Source organism: Arthrobacter glacialis (assembly GCF_002909415.1).
Lineage (GTDB): Bacteria > Actinomycetota > Actinomycetes > Actinomycetales > Micrococcaceae > Specibacter > Specibacter glacialis.
This window is the reverse complement of the sequence record NZ_PPXB01000014.1, coordinates 102034-122692: the sequence shown is the minus strand read 5'-3', so window position 1 is coordinate 122692 and position 20659 is coordinate 102034. Positions and strand designations below refer to the sequence as shown.

The following is a 20659-nucleotide window of genomic DNA, read 5'->3' as shown; positions in this document are numbered from 1 at the left end:
GCTGTAGCAGCGATCCCCATGACGACCAACTCGGCGCACGGTCCGCCCGTGAAGTGGTAAACATTCACAGCACGATGAATAACGCCGTTCGTATCCATCGCCGCAGCCGCGACCGTATGGTTTTTGTCTGCTCCGAGCGTCGCTGCCAGTTCTTCGGCTGCCGCAATGACTCTCAATTCTGATTCAAATGGGTCCATGAACAACAGTCTGCCGCACCGTGATTGTAATGCTGCGCATCAATCCCCCGACATTCAGATGGACATTGAATGAAAATCGTTGTCTGCCCTATGCCTGTCCCGTATGACGTTCGGTATCTGAGACTGGCGTCTTCCATCTTTGGCTGCGCGACTCGAGGCAGTTGGTTACCAGGGGTTCAGTGTTGTCCCGCTGTCCAGCGGCCCGCGCCCAGCCAACCAAGCCATAAACAACCGACGACTATTGGAAGAATCAAGCCGCTCGGGGGCGGTTGCAAGCAACTGCGGAAGATCCCAGGCAACATACTCGTCCGGCCAATCCAAAGGGGTGTAGCCCAGTCCAAGGTCGACGTGGTGCATCTCCACCTCGCGGAGCCTGTGTGCCGGGCAACCAGCTACACCGTAGTTCCCTCCGCCGAGGAAGTGTCCATTGGGCCATCCTGCCGCAGTGGATTGCGTGAATATCTCTTCAAGACTGTCCATACTGGCTTGTAGGTCGGCGATGATCTCGCCAGCCGACCGCGTGGCCCCGTCTTCAATCTCGGTGCTGCGCTGTTGCTCGCCACTTTCGTATTTGGGAACATTATTGCCGCTCAGCGCACCTGACAGGCGGCGCGCATGGGCGTCAGCATTGCGAGCAAGATGGGTCAGTACATGGCCCACGGTCCAGGCTGGCAGACGACTTGGCGATTGGACGTCGGCGTCCGTCAGCTGGGCCATGCGGCGCATCAATCGCCCCTGCGCTTCACGGCACAGTCGGGACGCCATTTCCGGATTACTCTCAAGATCCACGAATGCATCAACCTTTCTTGGCCACTCGATCACAGACAACTCTGCCACAAGCACTCGCACCGACCTGGGTGGGCGGACTCGATCCAGATAAAATATCAAACGACCGCGCCTCGGTTCCTTTGACGCGCCAGATTCTTTACGCGGTTATGAGCGGACCTTGGGTATTCAAGACGGGTCTCCCCGGACACTAGTTAGGCTGAAGGCATGAATCAGTTCCACAGTGCAACAACAGCTTCGAGCCACAGCGCTGTACTGCATGATGATGTTCGTCCGACATGGTCTGCGGAGGTGGTCTCGTGGCTATTAGGATCTCCACTGAGCGGCCAGCGACTGGCAGTCCTGGACCTAGGAGCCGGCACAGGACTAGGGACACGGGCCATCGCAACACTCGGACACACCGTCACCGCGGTTGATACCTCCGCCGACATGTTGTCCGTGCTCCGAAAGTCCTGCGAGGAACTGCCACCCGGAGTCGCTAATCGCATCACGACTACTAGCGGATCGGCAGAACGCATCCCCCTGGGCGATCAGAGCGTCGACGCCACTATTTGCCTCCAAGCCTGGCACTGGGTCGAGCCCGAACAGGCAACAAATGAATGCGATCGTGTGCTCAAGCAGAACGGCATGATGGGCATGGCATGGCATACCTGGGACCGCACCAGCTCGTGGGTGCAGGCACTGGCCACAATTGTCGAACCGGACGGAACCCCTGCCGACCAAACGCTCAGCGTGCCTGGAGAGTTCGTCGAACGAGGCGCCTTTGAACGCAAGGAATTCCCTTTCAATCACGAGCTGACGGTCGAGCAACTCGTTCAACTTGCCAGCTCCTGGTCCTTCGTTGCGCAGAGATCAGACCGAAACGTCGTCTTAGCGAAAATCCGCGACCTGGGCGAAAAAGCCGAGTCTCTTCACACAGGACTTGTCAGATTCCCCCACATCACGGCCACCTTTCGTCTCAAACAGCCAGTACGAGGAGTCGTGGGTTAGGCGGAACGAAAACTCATGACGACAGCTCACCGAACGCCGGAAACTTTCCCGCTGAACGTTCCGCTTGCGGAGCGGTAGAAGATGCCGTCCCTGGGAGTGGTAGGCAACAGTGGAATTACGGCGGGTTCCTGTTTGTAGAATCGAATGATGGTGACAAGTTCAATGTCAGGTGAAGTTGAGGGGTGGTGTTTTCGCGTGCTCGGCCACGGCACCCTGACATCCTTGCGTGCCGAAGCTGGCGGTGAAATGTCTCATCAGTTCCTATACGACTCCGATGAGCAGGGCATCGTGGTCGTCAAAGTCCGGTCTGATTCCGCTGACAGGATCAGTCGATGCCTTCAAATTCAGCGCATAGCTGCCGATGCTGATTTCCCATGCGCCCGGCCGCTGACCGGTGCTGACCTACTCGGACCAGGTTTGGTGATCAGTGCTGAGACGTGGATTCCTGGTGGTGAAATGTACTCCGGTGAAGGCGTTTCCTTTGCCAACCGGTCTGCCAGACTCTTGGCGGGGCTTATGGAGATTCTTGAGTCACAGTCCCCAACCGGGCTTGGTTCACCGCCTCCGTGGATGCACTGGAATCCTCCAACTGGTGGCTTGTGGCCTACAAATCCAGAGATAGACGCCATGGACCAAGGCCTCGTACCTGATCACGTTCATGTTATTGCTCGTGCCGTATCGGAAAGGCTGACACAAGGAGTATTGCCCCTAGCTGTTGGGCACGGTGACTGGGAAAGCCAAAATCTTCGATGGCAGGGGCTTCGCCCATGGGCGGTCCACGATTGGGACAGCCTCGTCGCCCTCCCTGAAGCGGCTATCGTCGGTGCAGGATCCGGCGCCTTTGCCAGCACCGCCATCCCAACGCTGGCAACCATCGAAAGCTCGGAAAAATTCATCGACTCCTACCAGCAGGCGCGCGGTAGACGGTTTACCGAAGAAGAGCAGGAGGTTGCCTGGGCCGCGAGCCTGTGGCCTGCCCTGCATAACGCCCGCGGTGAAAGCCTCTTCCAATCCCCGCCGGTCGCGCTAGATGCACTCACCTGTCAGGCACCGGAACGACTCCAACGCGCCGGCGTCCTGTAGAGCGTTCCGCCTGCGGACGATGGAGTGCTGTGCAGCAGAGTACTGAAATTTGTGGAGACGACTTCTGACACCCTCCTACATATTTAGAGAATCCAACGCTGGGTGAATACCGTTGAGGAATGATCAAACTTGCGCGCGCAACTGAATCCGATATGGCCGAGATTTCAGAGTTCCTGCGCATCGCGGACCTGACGTTGAGCGGACTCGATTCATCAACTGTGCACTTGTGGATCTCGCGGGATGAAACGACGGCACGCATTTTCGCCACGACTGGATATGAAAGCAGCGAGGACGGCAGTCACGCCCTTATCCGAAGCGTCGCCGTTGATCCAGAACTTCGCGGGGCAGGGATTGGGCTGGAACTCGCCCAATTCGCGATGGAACGAGCTGTCGAAGCTGGCGCCAAACAAGCCTGGCTGTTTAGCCGCAGGTCTGGCCCGTTCTGGCAGAAAGCAGGATTCACGTCAGCAGACACGAACGAGCTAGCGGTTGCCCTTGCCTCCACTCATCAAGTCCAACTGTTTACTGAAACTGGCCAGCTCGGACGTGAAGTGGCCTGGAACAGGCAGCTCTGACACACCTGCAGAGGCCCGCTCCGTATGACGTCCCCCTGTCAGCGTCGGTTGAATAGTGAGCCGTTTTGTGGGGTGAAAACTGCGCCACGTTGATGGGACTATTCTGCCGTATTCTCTGGTCTTGTCGAGGGTAGCGAATCGATTTGGTGGTCTTTGAGTCGGTAGCTGGATCCCTTGAGGGTGATGACGTCGGCGTGGTGGACGATTCGGTCGATCATTGCGGCTGCGACGACTTGATCGCCGAAGACTTCGCCCCAGCGGGCGAAGCTCAGGTTCGAGGTCAGGATGAGCGAGGCATGTTCGTAGCGGGAGGAGACGAGTTGGAAGAAGAGATTCGCTGCGTCTTGCTCGAAGGGGATGTAGCCGACTTCATCGACGATGATCAGCCCGTAGCGTCTGAGTTTGGCTAGTTCTTGTGGGAACCGGCCGTTTTGGTGAGCGGTTCCGAGCCGGGTTACCCAGTCGGTCGCGGTGGCAAAGAGTACCCTGTGGCCCAGCTGGGTGGCTCGCAGCCCGAGGCCGGTGGCGAGATGGGTTTTTCCTGTTCCCGGGGGCCCGAGGAGCACCACGTTGGAGGCTTCGGCCAGAAACGCTCCGGTGGCTAGATGTGCCAGGGTGTCGCGCTTGAGGCCCGGCTGGTGCTCGAAGTTGAAGTCCTCCAATGATTTCCTGGCCGGGAAACCGGCTGCCCTGGCCCTGATCTCTGCCCCTGAGGCTTCCCTGGCAGAGACTTCCCGAGAAAGGACGGCGGCGAGATACTCCTCGTGGGACCACCCTGAGTCCCTGGCTTGTTCGGCCAGTCGGGCGGCGGAATCTCTGATCCGGGGAGCCTTCAAGGCCCTTGCGTAGTAGTCGATCTCCGAGGCTGTCTCTTTCGCGGCGTTCATGAGGGAATCTTCCCGTCATCGAGGTCAACACCGAAGACTTGGTCATACTCGGCTAGATCCCGGATGAGGTCATTGACGGTTTCGGCCCCGGCCAGCCCAGGATTTTGAAACTCGGTCCGTAGTGTCTTCGCTGCCTGAACATGGGCCTGATCGGTGATGGTCAACCCGCGGTCCCAGGAGCGTTGATGAGTGCCTAGATTCCTGCCACCGAGGCTGATACTGACCGTTTCCAGATCAGCCGTGACATCAACGAAGCGTCCGATGGCTTGTGGATCCACCGAGTAGTCGTTGGCGGCCACCCGCACGTAGTAATCCCGAGGCAAGCGAACCCTGGAATGGAATCCGGTTACCGGTGCTACTGGCGGCAACTCCAGCATCGCCGCACGATCAGTGGGGAGCAGTTCCACAGGCCGTGCCCCGGTGCTGCGAACCAAACGGGTATTTGCCTTGCTCAACCACACGGCAAGCTGGTCATTGAAATCCGCCGCCGAGGTGAAGGCCCGACCCGGCAAAAAGGATCCCTCAAGGTAGCCGTTGGCTCGCTCCACGATGCCCTTACTCTCCGGATCGTAAGGCTTGAGCTGCACGATCCGCGTCGCCAAGACACCGGCAAACCCGGCCACGCCAGCGGCATAGCGGTTGCGCCGGCCGATACCGGTCTCGTTGTCCCAAATCAGCCGCCGCGGAACAGCCCCCAAGCCACCAAGGAGCTCCCACATTCCGGCTAGTAAATCCCCGGTGGTCCGCGAGGGAATCATCCTGGCCATGATGAATCGTGAGTTTGAGCAGACCATGACCAACACCGGGAACACCCGCCCCTGACCAGCGCCACAAGGAACCTTCACCGCGGGAAAGACCAAGTCGCATTGGATCTGATCCCCCGGGGCGTAGCTGATCCGGTCCGCCGGATCCGACGGGGCATACTCCGGCCGGATCCTGGCCACATTCTCTCGCAACCACGCCGGGGACCCCGACCACTGGATCCGTTCGGCAATGACCGTCGCGGGCATCCTGGGATTCTCCGCCAACAGGGCCCGGATGCGCGGCTCCACCGCCTTGATCGCCGAATCCCCAGGCACCCGTTCATATCTGGGAGGACCCTCAGACTTCACCGCCTTCGCGACAGTGTTCCTGGAGATACCCAACCGCTCCGCTATCGATCTCATCGACTCGCCCTCACCGAGATGCAACCGTCGAATCAGCGCCCAATCTTCCACTGTAATCACCCATCCAATCGTCCAGAACAGGTGGCTCAGTTTTCAACCGTCAAAGTGGCTCACTTTTCGACCGTCACCGACACCCCCTCAGGAACGTGTTCGGGACATCTTGTTATGGTGAGGTCATGGGGCATATTGGTTCTTATCTATGGAAGATTCGGCAACACCTCGGATCTCAACTCGTTCTTCTGCCTGGGGCTCAAGGGCTCGTGCTAGGACAAGAGGGCCATGCCTTGTTCCAGCGCCGAGCGGATAACGGAGTATGGGAGCTGCCCGCTGGCGGCTGCGAACCTGGCCAGAGTTTCAGGACAGCAGCCGTAGCCGAGTTGTTTGAGGAAACGGGCCTCGTTGCCAAAGCAGAAGACCTCGAACCTTTCGCGTGCCTGTCCGATCCTTCAATTCACACCTTGACCTACCCCAACGGTGATCAGGTTCAAGCCTTCGCCATGTGTTTTGTGCTTGCTAGCTGGGAAGGAAGCCTGTCAGCAGAAGAGTCCGAGGTGAGTGACCTTGGGTTCTTTCCGCTGATTGATCCACCGTCTCCCACTCATGCCCCGACTCTGGAAGTGCTGAAGCTATATGCGCTGTTCCAGGAAACCGGCGTTTTCCAAGCAAATTAGGCGTCGCAGTAGGGGTTCGGCTACGAGGCAAGATAAGCGCCGAGTGGTCATCGCCAGTCGAAGTGGGATGCTAGTTCTGTGGACTTGAAAACAAACACCAATGTGCCAGTAGTTGCCATTCGTCCTTACCGTCTCGCGGATGCTGCGGACACCATGGCGGTCTTCCTTGCCGCAGTGACAGAGACCGCTGCCGCTGATTACTCGCCGGAGCAGATTCAGGCGTGGGCACGGCCAGAAGCGCGCGAACTATCCACCTGGCATGCCGCGATGCACGAGCGGAACAGTTACGTGGCGACCGTGGATGGGGAGCCAGCAGGCTTCTCCGACGTAGATTCACAAGGGTATATAGAATCCAATGGCGGGCAAAAAAACTGAAGCGTCCCACAGGAGGTTCCCGCTACGGGCAGGCTCTGGGTGGCCGGCCCTAATCGTACGATTCTTTCCGGTCTCTGCGGTATCCCCGAGGAGAACTCAAGGATTAAGCGCCGAGAGTGGCAGCGTTTGAACAGCCAGGCGGGCCACACTGAGCGGATCGATCGCCCGCTCGATGTTTGTCGCGAGGTCAAGCAGGTCTTCAGGAGTCCGCGAAACTGTCTTCCACGACTGCCCATCGGCCGCAGTGTAGGCCAACCCTGGAAGGTAATTACCCTCCGCATCTTCACCTGCCGTATATGGATGAGCGTGCAAGAGTACATTGCGCACCGATTGCCGCGCCTTCCGGAATTCAAGTACAGCTTGATCGAGCGCATCTGCGACGACAACGCCAGACGCTACTAATCTGTATTGGTCTGCAAGATTCTCAAGTTCTCTCTCCTTAGAACCTGCCATTTTTGCCTGAACCTCGGGGAGAGTCGAGGCCCCAGCTTCGAAGAGAATCGCTGACACAGATTCTTCTAGGCTCAAGAAGCAATAGTGGGCGCGTCCAAGTGCTTCCAGAACTTGAGGGTGAGCTGGTGTTCGAAATTGCCGGCCGAGAGTTGTGTGCGTGTCATTTTGAGAGTCCAACGTCATCTGTCTAATAGTAGGCGCCTAGGCGCAACTCCTGATTTCAAGGTTTCAGATTACTGACATATCGTTCCGGTAGAGGGTTGGTCTATGGTCAGCGGATACGGCGTGGAACTACCTCGACACCATTTCGGATTTATGAGCAGTAGCGCCAAGCCTTGCTGTTGTTCCAAAGACGCCGAATCGATGCCTGGCTCTAACGAACCGTGGGAACCGAAATGTCCCGGTCGGGCGACGGAACCGATGCATCATTGGGTAGTCGATCAATTTTCCGAAGCGATCGAAAAATGCTAAGGACAACAAGAACTATTCCGGCCAGAATGATCACCCCACCCAACAACAAGAGCAAAGTGTAAAGATCCTCGTGATCACGGTATTCCTGCCGGGCCACACGCCCTCCAATTGGCCCATACAGAAACATGCCAATTGGAATCATGATCACGCCAATCAGGAATGCCGGCGCATTACGGGTACTTCTCATGTCGTTCCCACCCCAAAGTCTATGAAACCAACAGAATACAGTCCCAGTACCGCATAGCGTTCCCGTATGGAACCCATTCTCCGATTGAGTGGTTCGAGAGGCGCGGCTACGGTCGGTTATGTACCCTGGGGGCAGGTTCTCATCAGCAAGGTTGAACTTGATCATCCGAAGTGTGGAACCTGCAGGGTTTTGGTGCATTTGGAGTCACACCGGAACATAGTGTGAAGCTATGCACAGCATCCTCCGCTTTCGTCCTCGCCTCAGCTTCTTGGCCGCACCAGGCTGCGCTGCCGCCCTGGTGCTTTGGCTGTCGGTCCTTGAAGACCGGCAATTCAATGCCAACAGTGCCCTGTTGCTCGCCCTTGGCCTGGCCATTGCCGTGGCGGACACGATCCCATTTGTGGCACTTGCGTTTGCTGGCTGCGCATTGGTTGCCCAGGCCGCTGGCGTTTTCCCATCGATTCTCGTGGCCGGTGTACTACCGTATTGTGCGGTGCCGTTCGTGGTCTTCTTTGCCACGCGGGGGTATCGCGGTCCACGCCGGCCGGTGCTCCCGGTGTCGGCTGTCCTTCTAGCTGCCGCTGCCACCGTTTCGTGGTTTCAGGACGGGCCGTGGATCAACTTCATTTTCGGCACTCACCTTTACGGCCGAGGCATGGTCCGCAGCCTCACGGTGTGCCTGTTGATCATGGGAGCCTTTGCCGCCGTCAACCTGGGGGCATGGGCCTTAGGCGTCGCTGTCAGTGCCACGTCGGCCAGCCGCAGAGCCCAATTGCGAGCTGAAGCCCGACTTCGCGAGACGGCCACGGCCCTTGCAGTGGAACAGGAACGGAACCGAATAGCTGCTGAACTCCATGATGTTTTGGCTCATTCCCTGGCTGTAGTGATCGCCCAAGCCGAAGGAATCCGCTACATCCACCGCACCGAACCAGAATCAGTCGAAGCCGCCGCTACCGTCATCGCCGAGGCCGCACGGAGCGCCTTGGTGGAAACCCGGAGAATGATTGAAGGTACCACCCCTGATCTGTCCGTCGCTGCAGTAACCGACGGCATCGAACTGATGGCACAACGGCTAACCAGCTCCGGCATGACCGTCCGCCTTTCAGAAGAGGGCAACCCCGACAAACTGGTCCAACCGCATGGGCCCGCTGTCCACCGGGTCGTGCAGGAAAGCCTGACCAATGCCTTCAAGCACGGAGACCACAGTGCAGGGGCCGACGTTGGTTTGAACTGGCATCCCGGCGGCGTCATCGTGCGTATCGAATCAACACTGCCAGCCGATACAGCGCAGCCTTCGGGCGAAGGAGCAAGCGCATCGGGCACAGGCTCCGGCCGGGGAATACCCGGAATGACTGCCCGAGCCAACGCCACCGGCGGCTGGCTCAACGCTTTCCCCACCGACACCCACTTTATTGTCAGCGCCGCCATTGGTGCACCACCCCTTGAACGGAATCACTCATGAGCGCACCAACCATTCGTGTCGCCCTGGTCGATGACCAACCGCTGTTCAGCGCCGGCCTGAAGATGATCCTGCGCAGCCAAGCAGACATTGATTTCATTGGAGAAGCCACAGATGGACAAGCCGCGGTCCAGCTCGCGGAGGACTCAGCACCGGATGTCATGTTGATGGATATCCGGATGCCAGTGATGGACGGAATCACAGCAACAGCTCGCATCTCCAAGTCATCTTCAAGAACCAAAGTCATAGTCCTCACCACCATCCAACATGACGAAGCAGTAGTACGTGCCATCCAGGCCGGAGCTGCAGGTTTCCTGACCAAGGACGCAACACCGGAGTTCCTGTTGGCGGCCATTCGAACAGTCCATTCGGGTCATTCAGTGATCGCACCATCAATCACCAACGAACTCCTGCGCGACTACACCAGCGCCGATCAGGGAAACCCTGCGGCAATTGATGTTCTCTCGGAACGCGAGAAAGACGTCTTCGCACTAGCCTCCACAGGCCTGTCCAATGCTGAAATCGCCGCGAACCTAGTCCTCAGCGAAGCCACTGTGAAGTCCCATGTGGGCGCCATCCTGTCAAAACTCCAACTCAAGAACCGCATTCAGATGGTGGCCTTCGCCCACCAAAACGGTCTACTGACCTAACAACCATTCCGCCGAGCATCACCGAGCACTAGGAGTCACCATGAATAAGCACATCATCTCCCTCGCGATCTTGGCCGTTGGAACCGCAGCCGTCATCGGCGCCTCCGCCATCCCCGGACCTGGCATCACCGCATCTCCCGCACCGATCGACGGCATCACCAACAGTACAGAGGCATTGCTAAATTCCGGCACCATCGCCCAGACAGGGTATAGCCAAGCCACGCATGAGTGCCTTGCATCTGCCGGATTCGACTACACACCCGCGCCCGAAGGAACCGCTGTTAATCTCAACAGGGCCATGGGCATCGGCCGGCTGGATCTGGCCACGGCCCAGAACAGCGGCTACTCATCAGTGCAGGCTCAAGGCCCTGGCGAACCGGTACCTGGCACAACCGAAGGTGACCTGTTCGCCAACCCGTCCTTCCTCCAAGCGCTCAACGGCACCGAAGCCATCCGCGAATCTATCAAAATCGGCACCATGGGAACATTCCTGGGCGGGTGCAAACTCCAAGCCGCCAAGACAATCTACGGAAACACGGAAAACTACGGACTGGCAACCGCAGCCGCCATGAACATTCTGCTCCCCGCCAGCCACGCAGCATCTGATGATCCTGGTGTGGCTGATGCCATCAAGGCGTGGAAGGACTGCATGGCGGAAACCCCATTTTCCGCTCTCGAAGGTCCCTGGCAGGCAGTCAATGCAGGAACTGCCGCGGGCGGCCAAAAGGAACGGGAAATCGCCGTGACCGATGCTATCTGCCGCGACCAGACAGGCCTGCACGCCACTTTGGATACGATCCTGGATAAGTACGTGACAACCCTAGTCCAACAGCAGGACTCCCATTTCCAACGCATCGCTGACCTCCTAAAAGCTGCTGCAGCGAACTCGGCAAAACTAACCGCCTCCAAAACAAGCTAAGTCCAAGGCAGCCAAAAGACACCGCCCCGGCGAGTATGGCTTCTGAACGGCACCGCGGACAATTGATCGGGCCCGGAACATGCGAGCATTCGTGCTCCGCCATTCCGGGACCGGTCAATTGTCGTTAAAACCCGCAGAGGATTAATTAACAATGAGATCCTGAAACCACCCCACACAGACCGTGAAGTTCAACTCTGCGCCAGAATCTCACCAGCAACTTGAAAGCCCGCCGACTGTACCGCAGAGCGTTCGCCCTACGGGCGCACCAAGGTCGTGCAGAAGGCGTCTGAAAATGACTTGCGGGGCGCGATACGTCTCAGAAAGTCATCCAGTCACAAAGCGTCTCATCTAATCACGACAACAACAGTATTATGCAGGCAGATTCCCCCGGCTGAATGACGATTTATGGTTTGGGCTGCCGCCGTAGTCCCTGGTGGTCACGGCAGCTTCGTCATTTCCATCGTTGCAAGTCATTTCTAGGGGACCATCCTAAAATATGCCGATCCGCTGTTCCACGCCACAGGGTGTAACAACGTGCCAACGGCCGGATTGAGAGCGCTGTACATCATGCCGTTGCCGGCGTAGATGCCTACGTGGCCCCAGTGGTTTGGTCCGTCGGGATTCTGAACCACGACGTCACCTGGCTGCGGATTCGAAGTAGGCGTTACCGCCGTCCACTGCTCTGTTCGAGGCAGCTGGATTCCCGCTTTGTCGTAAACCCACTGCACGTAGCCGGAACAGTCCCATGCTTTGAAGGCAGTTCCACCCCAGACATAGGCGCCGCCGACTCCCTCCTGCGCGTACGCGGTGATCGCACGTCGAAGTTGGCTCAAGTCGGCTGGAATTGTTGGTTGTGACGTCCCTGAACTGTTCGCAGTGCAGTCCGCCGGAACGGTTGACGATCCCAAGGCTTTCAGGATTGATTCTGCCTCGGTCTGCCATTGGGCGTACCTTTCTGGGAAAGCAGATCCTTGAACCGCTTGAGCTGCCGCGCCCCTGTCCATTTGATCCCAGCCCTGAATATCAAGAAGTCCTCGAGGCGACCCATGGTTGGGCCCCTGTGGCCCGCCATAGAATGCTTCAGCATCGTAGGCGGGTTGCATAAGTTCGGCAATGCTCCCCCATCCCGCCGAAGGGCGTTGTTGGGCACTGCCGACTGAATCATGGTCACTACCCACGCCATCATGCGGATATTGCAAGGACTCGGACACGGAGGAGTTGGCCAGCATTTGCATATTGGACTCTTGCAACGCCATCATCAACGCAATCACGATGCCTTTGTCTGGGACTGACCGTGCACGGCCCACTGCTATGTAAGCCTGGGCCACGGTCACCTGCGACTGGCTCAATGTGGTGGGCGCCCGGTCAGGCACTGTGATCGTCAGGGCCTGACCCGAGCCGCCAGCATCGACCGTTATGCAAGCCGCCGTCGAGCTTTGAGCTCCAAAAGCTACCAGAGCAATTGCCCCGCAAAGCGCCATAACGCAACACAGCACCATGGCTGAGAATGCCGCCCCAGCTAATTTGAGGGCCGCACGTCTCTTGATCATGCCCAGAACGAGCGCCGGGGCTGGCATCAGTAAACGATTCGTTCAGGAGCAGCGTAGAAAGCCACCATCTCACAGCGGTCAGCCGGGGCAGATACAGCAGGCGGACAGTTGACGACGATGCTGACGGGCGCGGTGTATTTGTTGTCCCCCGACGTTGTGTGCTCCTCGACACTCAAGGTCACGGTACACACGTGCATGCCCACCCACGGTGGAGGTTGTTGGACATATTGTGCCAGCTGCTCGTCGCACGATGAGTTCGCAGGCTATGCAGTTCGATATCCTTTCGCTCCAGTCAAGGACGCATAGGCCGCCGCATTGGTTCCTGTGGCTTCGAACTGCTGCGCGAAGATGGTCAGGGGGTTTGAATCATCCGGCAACACATGCCACCAGCTGCGAAGCCTCCCGTACGTCTCCGAATACGTGGCCGTTCGCGTATCCCATGTGTAGATGGTGCGGGCAGCTATGTTGGCAAGCTGCCGAAAGTCCAGGGTTGAAGGTTCGCCAGCTGGCGCAGCCGATTGATCCGCAGGTGAGCTTGTCATGGTCGGCGGTTCCACCGCCGTCGCTTTAGCCGTGGGGCTTGCGACCGCAGCCGTAACCGCAGACTCCGGGGTACTTGCAACAGGGCCGACCTCCGGGGGCCGGATTGAGAGCACCGCGGCAATCCCAGCGACGACTACGGCAGCGACCAGTAGCAGGATCCACGGCCGGCGTCGGCCTGTCCCGTCCCTATGCGCCAGCCATGTCGATTTCATGGTCACACCTCATTTGCTTGAGGAGCTAGGCCTTGGACACGGCGTGGACCGCCGAGCTGCCTGCCGTTTTGATGACAGCACCCTCAATCCCTGTCCCTGCCCGCAAAATTTCCTCGGCTGCCTGGACGAGGCTGCGCACTAGGCCCACCTGCACCTTGACGTAGCGCACACTGACTCCGACCTCCTGTGCGACCTCGGCGACCGCCGCAGCGCGTGCCTTGCCCAGTACTGCCGGCAGGACGATGCGCTCTGCGATGAGTCGAAGCATCGGATTTGAAAGCGATGCAACTGTAGCCCTACGCAGTGATGCCAGGTCAACAACCCGATGCGGATCGACATCCAGGACCCGGCTCGCCGTCAGAGCCATCTGGCGAACCACGAAAACGGACTGCCAGCGCATACCTGCGGACACATCAGCGTTGGTTGCCGTGAATTGCGCCTTCCCGTCAGAAAGACTGGCAACGGCCAGATCCCATGTGCGCTCGGGCACGTGTGCCTTGACGAACTGCAAAACCTCCGTGGCCCAGACATGATTGGTGACTTGGTCATCGAGGCGCGTCAGCTGGACATCAATCTGGCTCTGAAAGCCGGACTCGCCTTGGTCCAGCAATGGCAGAGTCGATCTGGCAAAGGTGCGCCGAATGTGATCAGCGCACAGATTACAAGCGATCCCCTGAACCCAGGCATCAAACTTCACTCCGGGAAATGCCTGATAGCTGCCGTTCACCGTTCCCTCCCACGCAGCAACACGGATGTCCTGCAGGACGTCATTCACGTCTTGGAAAAACCCAAACCGGGCCAGGTGAATCTTCACATAGGGACGAACTCCCTCAACAGCCCTCATCAGCTGATCGATAGGGATATCGGGTTCCGGCGGGCGGGCAAGGGACTGATCGACCGCCCCGTCGATAGGTACTTCACATGCTTCGCTGGTCCAAGGACCCATGATGATCACCGCTTCATGCGTTGACTGAATATCAAGCGCGACGTCGTCAGACGTTGTGCAGAAGATCTTGGGGACACCGTTGGTGGCGGCAGGATCGTTCCGGCATATGCCGGGCCCCATGGGTCGGTGCGAAATCAACGATTGCGGGTGACCCACTTCAAAAGGTAATAAGGCTAGTGTCCAAGCATCAAAGAGATATTGTCAAGGGGCGTCACTCTTACCCTGTGGACAACTTTGAGGCAGAATGAAGCTATGCCCCGAATTACGCATCCGATAGGCCCGGATTGGCCACACGAAGTCGAGCTGGCGGTCGCCACCTTTGGCAATCGAGCGCGCACCGAGATCATCCGCTATCTATTGGAAAACGGGCCGAACCCGCGCGGCGAAATCGTGGCCAACGTTGGAGCCAGCGAGGCAAGCGTCGCCAAGCACCTGATACTCCTTGAAGAAGCCGGGGCTGTCAGTGCAGACGTCGAACCAGGGCGCAGGCACGGTCGCGCGCCGAGGTATTCAGTTAACCCTGACCGCGTCAAGGCCCTTCTGGAGGCCCACCTTCGGTATTTGACTGAGCCGACTCGCTAGCACCATCAGCTGTTGCGGTCATGCCGTGCTTCAGAAAATCAGTAATGGCATCGAGCGTTTCCGGTGCAACGTCGGCAAGTGTGCGCGCGGCAAAGGCCTGCACTCGCGACACCCTCAGGGCCTTAACAAATTCAAGCCTTGCTTCAATGCTTCTGGGAAGCACGTCGGAGCCCAAGTCCAGCAAATACGACGAATCAACATCGAACAACTCACAGATTGCAGTCAAAACCTTCCTATCGGTGACCAGCGCCCTTGTCCCGTCCTTCATATAGAACCAACGGGCACGGGACATGCTCACGCCCCGTTCAGCCAATCGATCTTGGACCTCACGGAAAGTCACGTCATAGCCACGTTTTTCTGCAGCAGCATCTAGAAGTAGGTTCAGGCGCCTAGAAAGGGCTAGCTGAGGCGATGGCTGGTCTTGCAGATTGCCGCTTCCAGCGCTCATGCCAGGCTCCTCACGATAATGGCGTCGGCTCGCCGACTATCCCATGCCGAATCGTCGCGTCCACTCAAGTATTGTCCGCGCCTTCCAACCCCGCAAGACAACGCTGAATCGCATTATCCAACTCTGGCAGGAGGACGGTCTCTGCGCTGGGCTCTAGCCACGGCAACCCGTGAGGAGCACCCGAACTGGCAGCAAAAGCGCGAAGCCCCTCCTGGTTGAGCAATTGGTTCCGATCAAGATGGAAGCAAACTTCCGCGAGTACATTACGAAGCGCAGTGAGAAATTCGATTTGTTCCTGCGGATCCCTTGCCCAATAGCGGTTTCCTCGCATCGATTCCGCAGCGCTGACAAAAGCTTCGACCTGAGGATGCTGGGTCATGTGATCAACCTTCCACCTGAATTTGTCGGAAACGCCGCGCCACGGCGGCGACTTACACGAAGTCATAGGGATTTGGGGCATTTACACCATGACCGAGTGAGAGTAAGTTTTGCAGAGTAGACGGGTATATTCCGTCCTGCAGGTAGCCTTCTGGGAGTGTTTTCCATGGAACCCTCAATCTTGATGAACCTGACCCGAAGCCGCATCTTACATATGCTGGTTACTCATGGTCCTGCCCCGGCCCCTGACATATCTGACGCACTGTCCCTTTCAGCCGCCACGGTGAATCGGGAACTTGAACAGCTAACGAGAGCTGGGTTCGTCAGCGCCAGTGAGGCAATTCCTGGTAGTTTCGACTCAATATATGCCTCCGATGCACCCCAAATATTCCAGGAAATGACGCGGGTGTGCCAGTTTTTAGGATTGGAGCTCTGAACAGAACCGGCTCCATCACCCCTCGGTCATGGACTAAGTCGCTTTCCCGACTATGAGTAGTTACCTAGTCACACTTGCCGATGCTTGAATGTTGGCAATACCGAAGGGAAGGCACCGCGATGACCGACTACACGGAGCACGACAGTCAAACCGATTCGACTGTCACACAGTTGCTCTCCCCCAGTGAAATCTGCCACGAACTGCAGATTCCGCTGCAGACCTTCTACCAGTGGAGAGCCAAGGGCATTGGGCCACACGCCTACCGGATTGGAAGGCACCTGCGCGTAAGCCGGACAGATTTCCAGGCATGGCTCCTACTTCGATCGGATCCGTAAATTCCGTAACCGGTAAGAAACGATCATGGCTAGGTGCACCCGTTGCATCACCGTGCCCATTGGGTGAAGAGGACCGCCAGCCGGTCGGGTCATGGTGACTGAGGGTCCTTCGAGCATGAAGCCTCAGAGAATCGAATATGTCGCCACAAAGAGCTGGCCATTCCAGGGACTGCGTCAGCACACCAGCCAACTACACGCGAGAGGATAGCCAACGCCATGCAGCGCGAATTCTACGAACCAGAGCAGGCCGCAGAGCTACTCCACTGTTCCGAAGCATGGCTTCGGACTGGCGCCGCCAATTGCGAATTCCCCCATCTGACATGGGGCAAAGGGAAGATTGTCTTCACCGACGAACACCTAGAAGAAATCGCCAGTCTCCGCGAGGTAAGAGCTCATCCGGTGGGTAGCAACATTCGCAGAACACTTGGCACGCGAGCCAAGGGACAAACGACCTAAATCGGAAAATAGCTTCGATCCCTCTCGCCGCACGGCTGCTCGTTCCTATCCTCCCCAGATTCTCGCGGACCGTTGTACGGACTCTGCTCCGTCTTGGAGCGCCTGAGGCATGAGATGCCCGTAGACCTCCTCCGTGGTCCGTGTGGAGGCGTGTCCAAGCCTCCTGGAAATGGTGAATAGCGAAACTCCGTCCTGGATCAGCCACGAAGCGTGCGTGTGCCTCAGGTCGTGAATTCGGGGCGTCTTCTTGAGTCCAGCCGCTTGAGCACCTTTGACAGTGGGAACCCAGCACTTCTGCCAGTAGATGCTGTGCGCAATTCGCCCTCCCGTACCTGTCGTGAAAAGCAGGTCACTCCCCTGCCGGCTGGCTACCAGCGGAATCAATATCTCTACCAGAATTGGAGCCAAGGAAACTGTTCGCTTGCCTGCACCAGTTTTCGTCGGGCCAACATAGAATTCGTTGTTTCCGTCTCGCTTCCACGCCTTAGTGATCCTCACTGTGGCCGGCTTGGCCAGTAGATCCACATCGGCAACGGTCACGGCGGTGGCCTCACCAAACCTTGTGCCAGTCATAACGAGAAATTGGGTAAAGTCCTTGTACCGCTCGGGCATAAGCGCCAAGATCTGGGAAAACTCGGCATGGGTTAGGAACCTAGCATCATCTTCAACCCTATCCCCCGATGGCAGCTCCACTCCTCTGCATGGATTGTCCGGCCGGTATTTCAGCAGCACCGCACGTTCCATGGAGGCAAAGATCAGCGAGTGGTTGTTTCGGATTGTTTTGGCAGTCTTGCCCTTTTTCTGCATTCCACGGACCCACCCAGTAATCTGCCGCATGTCGAGTTCATCAATCAGGATTGCTCCTAGCACCGGCTTAATATGCAGATCCAACATGGTCTGATAGGTGCGCAAAGTGCCGGAGGCCGGACGGACCAACAAATCGATGTGTTCTTGGATAACTTCTGCAACAGTCAAGACTTTGCGTCTACTGGACTCCATTGCTTTCTGGGCAATACCAAACGATTGGCCATTCCTGTCCAGGAACTTCTTCAGCAACTTCGCGTCAACCTCGGAGACAAAAGTGACGCTTTGTTGTTGGGCCACATCGGGGTCCCGCCACCTCACCTGAAAGGAGGTGGTTCCAGACTTCGACCGGCGCTGAACAACACTTGCCATGCACTAAATTTTACGCCTGTGGGAACACTTTTGGGTTTTTTGGGAACACTTAAACACGAAAACCCCCTGTGACCAGGGGGTTTAGCGTGCCCAAGGTGGGATTCGAACCCACACACCTTTCGATACTGCATTTTGAGTGCAGCGCGTCTGCCGTTCCGCCACTTGGGCCTTAGCAAAAGCGTCCATACGAACACTGTTACGAAGATCACATACCGGTTCTTGAATCGCTTCCGAACCAGTGCGCGCAACTACTCTACATGGAGATAGGCTGTTTTGTAGAACCAAGGCCAGCTTTGGGGTAAATATTTGCTAAATGTGGTGTAACTCACCCCTTCTAAGGAGTTTTTGTGTCTGAACAGACGGAAACCAAACCCACCACCCCCGCACGCCGCGTCATTGTTGCCGAAGACGAGACCCTGATCCGCCTCGACATCATGGAAATCCTTCGCGGCGAAGGCTACGACGTGGTCGGCGAAGCTGACAACGGCGAGAAGGCAGTGGAGCTCGCCAAGGAACTCAAGCCCGACCTGGTCCTCATGGACGTCAAAATGCCTGTCATGGACGGCATCACGGCCGCTGAGATCATCGTCAAGGCCCGCATTGCCCCCGTGGTCCTGCTGACGGCCTTCAGCCAGAAGGAACTGGTGGAGCGTGCCCGCGACGCCGGCGCCATGGCCTACGTGGTCAAGCCCTTCACCCCCGCAGACCTCCTCCCCGCCCTGGAGATCGCCCTCTCCCGCCACGAGGAGATCAAGGCGCTTGAGGACGAGGTTTCCGACCTCCAGGAGCAGTTCGCCACCCGCAAGCTTGTGGAGCGCGCTAAGAGCCTCCTGACCACCAAGATGGGCCTCACCGAGCCTGAGGCCTTCCGATGGATCCAGAAGACCTCCATGGACCGCAGGTTGAGCATGCGTGAGGTCGCCGAGACCATCATCAACCAGGTCAACTAGTCCCCACGCCCTCCCACTGCTCGCAGGCTCGCAGCGGGGCCCTCGGGCGCGTGGGCCCAAGCTCGACCAACGTTCGACGGCGGCACCCACCACATGGTGAGTGCCGCCGTCGCGCTTTAACTTGGGTTAAACAAACAAAGCGCCCTGCCAGCTGAGAAACTCTACAGTTTCCAGCGAGCAGGGCGCCCCGCGTGAAGCAAAATCAGTCAAAGACGGGGTTTAGCCCTCAGTGGGCCAGGGACCAATCTTTTCCTTGTTGATGCGAACACCGGATTCGCTCTTGCCCAGGTCGGCGAGGTCGCCCACCTTGTGAACCTTGACCAGGTTGGTGGAGCCAGCCTGTCCGGGAGGGGAACCGGCTGCAATGACAACCAGGTCTCCCTCTTCAACCAAGCCCTTGGCCAACAGGGTGTGGTCAACCTGCTCGGTCATGGCGTCGGTGTGGGCAACAGTGGGAACCAACACGGGCTCAATGCCCCAGGTCAGTGCCAGCTCGTTGCGAACCTGCACTTCAGGAGTGAAGGCGAAGACCTGCTTCTTCGGGCGCAGGCGTGACAAACGGCGGGCCGAGTCACCTGACTGCGTGAAGGTGGCAATAAACTTGGCGTCGAGCTGATCGGCGATCTGCACGGCAGCAGCGGTGATGACGCCACCGCGGGTCTTGGGCTCGGATCCCAGCTTCGGGATCAGCTTCATGCCGGCTTCCTCTTCGGCGGCCTCAATGATGCGGGCCATGACCTTGACGGTCTCGATGGGGAACTTGCCAACGCTGGTCTCGCCGGAGAGCATGACTGCATCCGCGCCGTCGAGCACGGCATTGGCACAGTCGGAAGCCTCAGCGCGCGTGGGGCGCGGGTTGTCGATCATGGATTCGAGCACCTGGGTGGCCACGATGACGGGCTTGGCCCAGCGGCGAGCCATTTCAACGCACTTCTTCTGTACCAGCGGCACATCTTCCAGCGGCAATTCAACACCCAGGTCGCCACGGGCAACCATGATGGCGTCAAATGCGTCAACAATGGCTTCCAGGTTGGCAACAGCCTGCGGCTTCTCAATCTTGGCGATGACCGGCACGCGGCGGCCAGCTTCATCCATGATCTCGTGAACACGGGTGATGTCAGCAGCATCGCGCACAAAGGAAAGCGCAATCAAATCTGCACCGCAGGCCAGGGCCCAGCGCAGATCGTCCTCATCCTTTTCGCTCAAGGCGGGGACGTTCACAGCAACGCCGGGCAGGTTGATGCCCTTGTTGTTGGAGACCTTACCCGGAACGGTGACAATGGTGACAACCTTCACGGAGTCAACAGCTGTGGCCTGAACCGAAACCTTGCCGTCGTCGATCAGCATGATGTCGCCAACGTTGACGTCCTCGGTGAGGGACTTCAACGTGGTGGAGCAGATGTCCTTGGTGCCCGGAACATCTTCGGTGGTGATGGTGAAAACATCGCCCACGGCAAGGTCATAGCCCTCGCCGTTGGCAAAACGACCCAAGCGGATCTTGGGTCCCTGCAGGTCAGCCATGATGGCAACCGGCTTGTTCAAGGAAGCAGCGGCCTTACGAACGTTGTCGTACGTGTTCTGGTGCACGGTGTAATCGCCGTGGCTCATGTTCATGCGGGCTACGTTGACGCCCGCCTCCAGAACCGCAAGTGTGTTTTCATAGCTGGCAATAGCCGGCCCGAAAGTCGCAACAATTTTTGCGCGTCTCAATGTACCTACCTCGTGTGTGGTTAACAGTAGAAATCTGTGGTGCCCGGAACCAGCCTATCGCTTTGCCA

At 58.0% G+C, this 20659-nt stretch carries 23 protein-coding genes and 1 tRNA gene; 11 read left to right on the top strand and 13 right to left on the bottom strand.

Going from position 1 to position 20659, the window contains the following annotated elements:
- Positions 1-197: cytidine/deoxycytidylate deaminase family protein (locus tag CVS28_RS15870; RefSeq protein WP_479768595.1), on the bottom strand; the 197-nt coding region annotated here is incomplete at its 3' end.
- 165 nt (positions 198-362) lie between these two features.
- Positions 363-986 carry a maleylpyruvate isomerase N-terminal domain-containing protein gene (locus CVS28_RS15865; RefSeq protein ID WP_207797235.1) on the bottom strand — a complete coding sequence of 208 codons (624 nt, stop codon included), beginning with the start codon at positions 984-986 and terminating at the stop codon, positions 363-365.
- Positions 987-1190: 204 nt separating this feature from the next.
- Here CVS28_RS15865 and CVS28_RS15860 point away from each other — a divergent pair, with 204 nt between their 5' ends.
- From CVS28_RS15860 to CVS28_RS15850, 3 genes are all read left to right on the top strand, one after another.
- Positions 1191-1973 (top strand): class I SAM-dependent methyltransferase, encoded by a 783-nt coding sequence (locus CVS28_RS15860; protein WP_103482108.1) that lies wholly within the window; start codon positions 1191-1193, stop codon positions 1971-1973.
- Positions 1974-2135: 162 nt separating this feature from the next.
- Positions 2136-3056, top strand: coding sequence for an aminoglycoside phosphotransferase/kinase family protein (locus tag CVS28_RS15855; RefSeq protein ID WP_207767515.1), 921 nt, complete (start codon positions 2136-2138; stop codon positions 3054-3056).
- Between the two features lie 119 nt (positions 3057-3175).
- A complete protein-coding gene (locus CVS28_RS15850) occupies positions 3176-3631 on the top strand; it encodes a GNAT family N-acetyltransferase (RefSeq protein WP_103465925.1) in 456 nt (151 codons plus the stop codon).
- A gap of 98 nt (positions 3632-3729) precedes the next feature.
- Here CVS28_RS15850 and istB read toward each other — a convergent pair whose 3' ends face one another.
- Positions 3730-4518: an IS21-like element helper ATPase IstB gene (gene istB / locus CVS28_RS15845; protein ID WP_103482107.1), complete on the bottom strand. Its 789-nt coding sequence runs from the start codon at positions 4516-4518 to the stop codon at positions 3730-3732.
- On the bottom strand, positions 4515-5735 hold the full coding sequence (istA, locus tag CVS28_RS15840) for an IS21 family transposase (protein ID WP_243399928.1): 1221 nt from the start codon (positions 5733-5735) through the stop codon (positions 4515-4517). Before istA ends, istB begins: the two co-directional genes overlap by 4 nt.
- A 125-nt stretch (positions 5736-5860) precedes the next feature.
- Between istA and CVS28_RS15835 the strand changes: the two genes are divergently transcribed.
- Positions 5861-6355, top strand: a complete 495-nt coding sequence (locus tag CVS28_RS15835) for an NUDIX domain-containing protein (RefSeq protein WP_103482106.1) — start codon at positions 5861-5863, stop codon at positions 6353-6355.
- 78 nt (positions 6356-6433) lie between these two features.
- Entirely contained in the window at positions 6434-6730 is a 297-nt protein-coding gene (locus CVS28_RS20000; RefSeq protein WP_207797234.1) for a GNAT family protein, read from the top strand.
- 96 nt (positions 6731-6826) lie between these two features.
- On the opposite strand, the gene CVS28_RS15825 is transcribed toward CVS28_RS20000, so the two are convergent.
- Complete coding sequence (locus CVS28_RS15825) at positions 6827-7258, bottom strand: hypothetical protein (RefSeq protein WP_103482105.1); 432 nt, start codon at positions 7256-7258, stop codon at positions 6827-6829.
- Between the two features lie 812 nt (positions 7259-8070).
- Here CVS28_RS15825 and CVS28_RS15820 point away from each other — a divergent pair.
- The 3 genes from CVS28_RS15820 to CVS28_RS15810 are packed head-to-tail and all read left to right on the top strand — an operon-like array spanning position 8071 to position 10869.
- Positions 8071-9303, top strand: coding sequence for a sensor histidine kinase (locus tag CVS28_RS15820; RefSeq protein ID WP_103482104.1), 1233 nt, complete (start codon positions 8071-8073; stop codon positions 9301-9303).
- Positions 9300-9950 (top strand): response regulator, encoded by a 651-nt coding sequence (locus tag CVS28_RS15815; RefSeq protein ID WP_103482103.1) that lies wholly within the window; start codon positions 9300-9302, stop codon positions 9948-9950. Before CVS28_RS15820 ends, CVS28_RS15815 begins: the two co-directional genes overlap by 4 nt.
- Before the next feature lie 40 nt (positions 9951-9990).
- Positions 9991-10869, top strand: a complete 879-nt coding sequence (locus CVS28_RS15810) for a hypothetical protein (protein WP_103482102.1) — start codon at positions 9991-9993, stop codon at positions 10867-10869.
- A 476-nt stretch (positions 10870-11345) separates the two neighbouring features.
- On the opposite strand, the gene CVS28_RS20215 is transcribed toward CVS28_RS15810, so the two are convergent.
- The 5 genes from CVS28_RS20215 to CVS28_RS15785 all read right to left on the bottom strand — a co-directional run bounded on the left by CVS28_RS20215 (position 11346) and on the right by CVS28_RS15785 (position 15529).
- Positions 11346-12446 (bottom strand): C40 family peptidase, encoded by a 1101-nt coding sequence (locus tag CVS28_RS20215; protein WP_243399927.1) that lies wholly within the window; start codon positions 12444-12446, stop codon positions 11346-11348.
- 236 nt (positions 12447-12682) lie between these two features.
- Positions 12683-12961 (bottom strand): hypothetical protein, encoded by a 279-nt coding sequence (locus CVS28_RS19810; RefSeq protein WP_103482101.1) that lies wholly within the window; start codon positions 12959-12961, stop codon positions 12683-12685.
- A 238-nt stretch (positions 12962-13199) separates the two neighbouring features.
- A complete protein-coding gene (locus CVS28_RS15795) occupies positions 13200-14240 on the bottom strand; it encodes a hypothetical protein (RefSeq protein ID WP_103482100.1) in 1041 nt (346 codons plus the stop codon).
- A 409-nt stretch (positions 14241-14649) separates the two neighbouring features.
- The gene (locus tag CVS28_RS15790; protein WP_103465934.1) at positions 14650-15150 is read right to left on the bottom strand and encodes a hypothetical protein; all 501 of its coding nucleotides are present in this window, start codon (positions 15148-15150) and stop codon (positions 14650-14652) included.
- Positions 15151-15214: 64 nt separating this feature from the next.
- On the bottom strand, positions 15215-15529 hold the full coding sequence (locus CVS28_RS15785; RefSeq protein ID WP_103465935.1) for a hypothetical protein: 315 nt from the start codon (positions 15527-15529) through the stop codon (positions 15215-15217).
- A gap of 165 nt (positions 15530-15694) precedes the next feature.
- Here CVS28_RS15785 and CVS28_RS20480 point away from each other — a divergent pair, with 165 nt between their 5' ends.
- Both CVS28_RS20480 and CVS28_RS20475 read left to right on the top strand, forming a co-directional pair.
- The gene (locus CVS28_RS20480; protein WP_103482099.1) at positions 15695-15964 is read left to right on the top strand and encodes a helix-turn-helix domain-containing protein; all 270 of its coding nucleotides are present in this window, start codon (positions 15695-15697) and stop codon (positions 15962-15964) included.
- 80 nt (positions 15965-16044) lie between these two features.
- Entirely contained in the window at positions 16045-16299 is a 255-nt protein-coding gene (locus CVS28_RS20475; RefSeq protein ID WP_423716416.1) for a helix-turn-helix domain-containing protein, read from the top strand.
- 501 nt (positions 16300-16800) lie between these two features.
- Here CVS28_RS20475 and CVS28_RS15770 read toward each other — a convergent pair.
- Positions 16801-17931, bottom strand: a complete 1131-nt coding sequence (locus CVS28_RS15770) for a tyrosine-type recombinase/integrase (RefSeq protein ID WP_103482098.1) — start codon at positions 17929-17931, stop codon at positions 16801-16803.
- Between the two features lie 87 nt (positions 17932-18018).
- Positions 18019-18099: transfer RNA gene (locus tag CVS28_RS15765), tRNA-Leu, on the bottom strand.
- Between the two features lie 179 nt (positions 18100-18278).
- Between CVS28_RS15765 and CVS28_RS15760 the strand changes: the two genes are divergently transcribed.
- Complete coding sequence (locus CVS28_RS15760; protein WP_103465939.1) at positions 18279-18881, top strand: ANTAR domain-containing response regulator; 603 nt, start codon at positions 18279-18281, stop codon at positions 18879-18881.
- Positions 18882-19100: 219 nt separating this feature from the next.
- On the opposite strand, the gene pyk is transcribed toward CVS28_RS15760, so the two are convergent.
- On the bottom strand, positions 19101-20591 hold the full coding sequence (gene pyk / locus CVS28_RS15755; protein ID WP_103465940.1) for a pyruvate kinase: 1491 nt from the start codon (positions 20589-20591) through the stop codon (positions 19101-19103).
- Positions 20592-20659 lie beyond the last annotated feature (68 nt).

Bases quoted from the DNA above. Each gene is read 5' to 3' on its own strand.
- CVS28_RS15860 (WP_103482108.1), top strand. From the start codon at position 1,191: ATGAATCAGTTCCACAGTGCAACAACAGCTTCGAGCCACAGCGCTGTA.
- CVS28_RS15855 (WP_207767515.1), top strand. From the start codon at position 2,136: ATGTCAGGTGAAGTTGAGGGGTGGTGTTTTCGCGTGCTCGGCCACGGC.
- CVS28_RS15850 (WP_103465925.1), top strand. From the start codon at position 3,176: ATGATCAAACTTGCGCGCGCAACTGAATCCGATATGGCCGAGATTTCA.
- istB (WP_103482107.1), bottom strand. From the start codon at position 4,518: ATGAACGCCGCGAAAGAGACAGCCTCGGAGATCGACTACTACGCAAGG.
- CVS28_RS15835 (WP_103482106.1), top strand. From the start codon at position 5,861: ATGGGGCATATTGGTTCTTATCTATGGAAGATTCGGCAACACCTCGGA.
- CVS28_RS15820 (WP_103482104.1), top strand. From the start codon at position 8,071: ATGCACAGCATCCTCCGCTTTCGTCCTCGCCTCAGCTTCTTGGCCGCA.
- CVS28_RS15815 (WP_103482103.1), top strand. From the start codon at position 9,300: ATGAGCGCACCAACCATTCGTGTCGCCCTGGTCGATGACCAACCGCTG.
- CVS28_RS15810 (WP_103482102.1), top strand. From the start codon at position 9,991: ATGAATAAGCACATCATCTCCCTCGCGATCTTGGCCGTTGGAACCGCA.
- CVS28_RS20215 (WP_243399927.1), bottom strand. From the start codon at position 12,446: ATGCCAGCCCCGGCGCTCGTTCTGGGCATGATCAAGAGACGTGCGGCC.
- CVS28_RS19810 (WP_103482101.1), bottom strand. From the start codon at position 12,961: ATGACAAGCTCACCTGCGGATCAATCGGCTGCGCCAGCTGGCGAACCT.
- CVS28_RS15795 (WP_103482100.1), bottom strand. From the start codon at position 14,240: ATGGGGCCCGGCATATGCCGGAACGATCCTGCCGCCACCAACGGTGTC.
- CVS28_RS15790 (WP_103465934.1), bottom strand. From the start codon at position 15,150: ATGAGCGCTGGAAGCGGCAATCTGCAAGACCAGCCATCGCCTCAGCTA.
- CVS28_RS15785 (WP_103465935.1), bottom strand. From the start codon at position 15,529: ATGACCCAGCATCCTCAGGTCGAAGCTTTTGTCAGCGCTGCGGAATCG.
- CVS28_RS20480 (WP_103482099.1), top strand. From the start codon at position 15,695: ATGGAACCCTCAATCTTGATGAACCTGACCCGAAGCCGCATCTTACAT.
- CVS28_RS20475 (WP_423716416.1), top strand. From the start codon at position 16,045: ATGCTTGAATGTTGGCAATACCGAAGGGAAGGCACCGCGATGACCGAC.
- CVS28_RS15770 (WP_103482098.1), bottom strand. From the start codon at position 17,931: ATGGCAAGTGTTGTTCAGCGCCGGTCGAAGTCTGGAACCACCTCCTTT.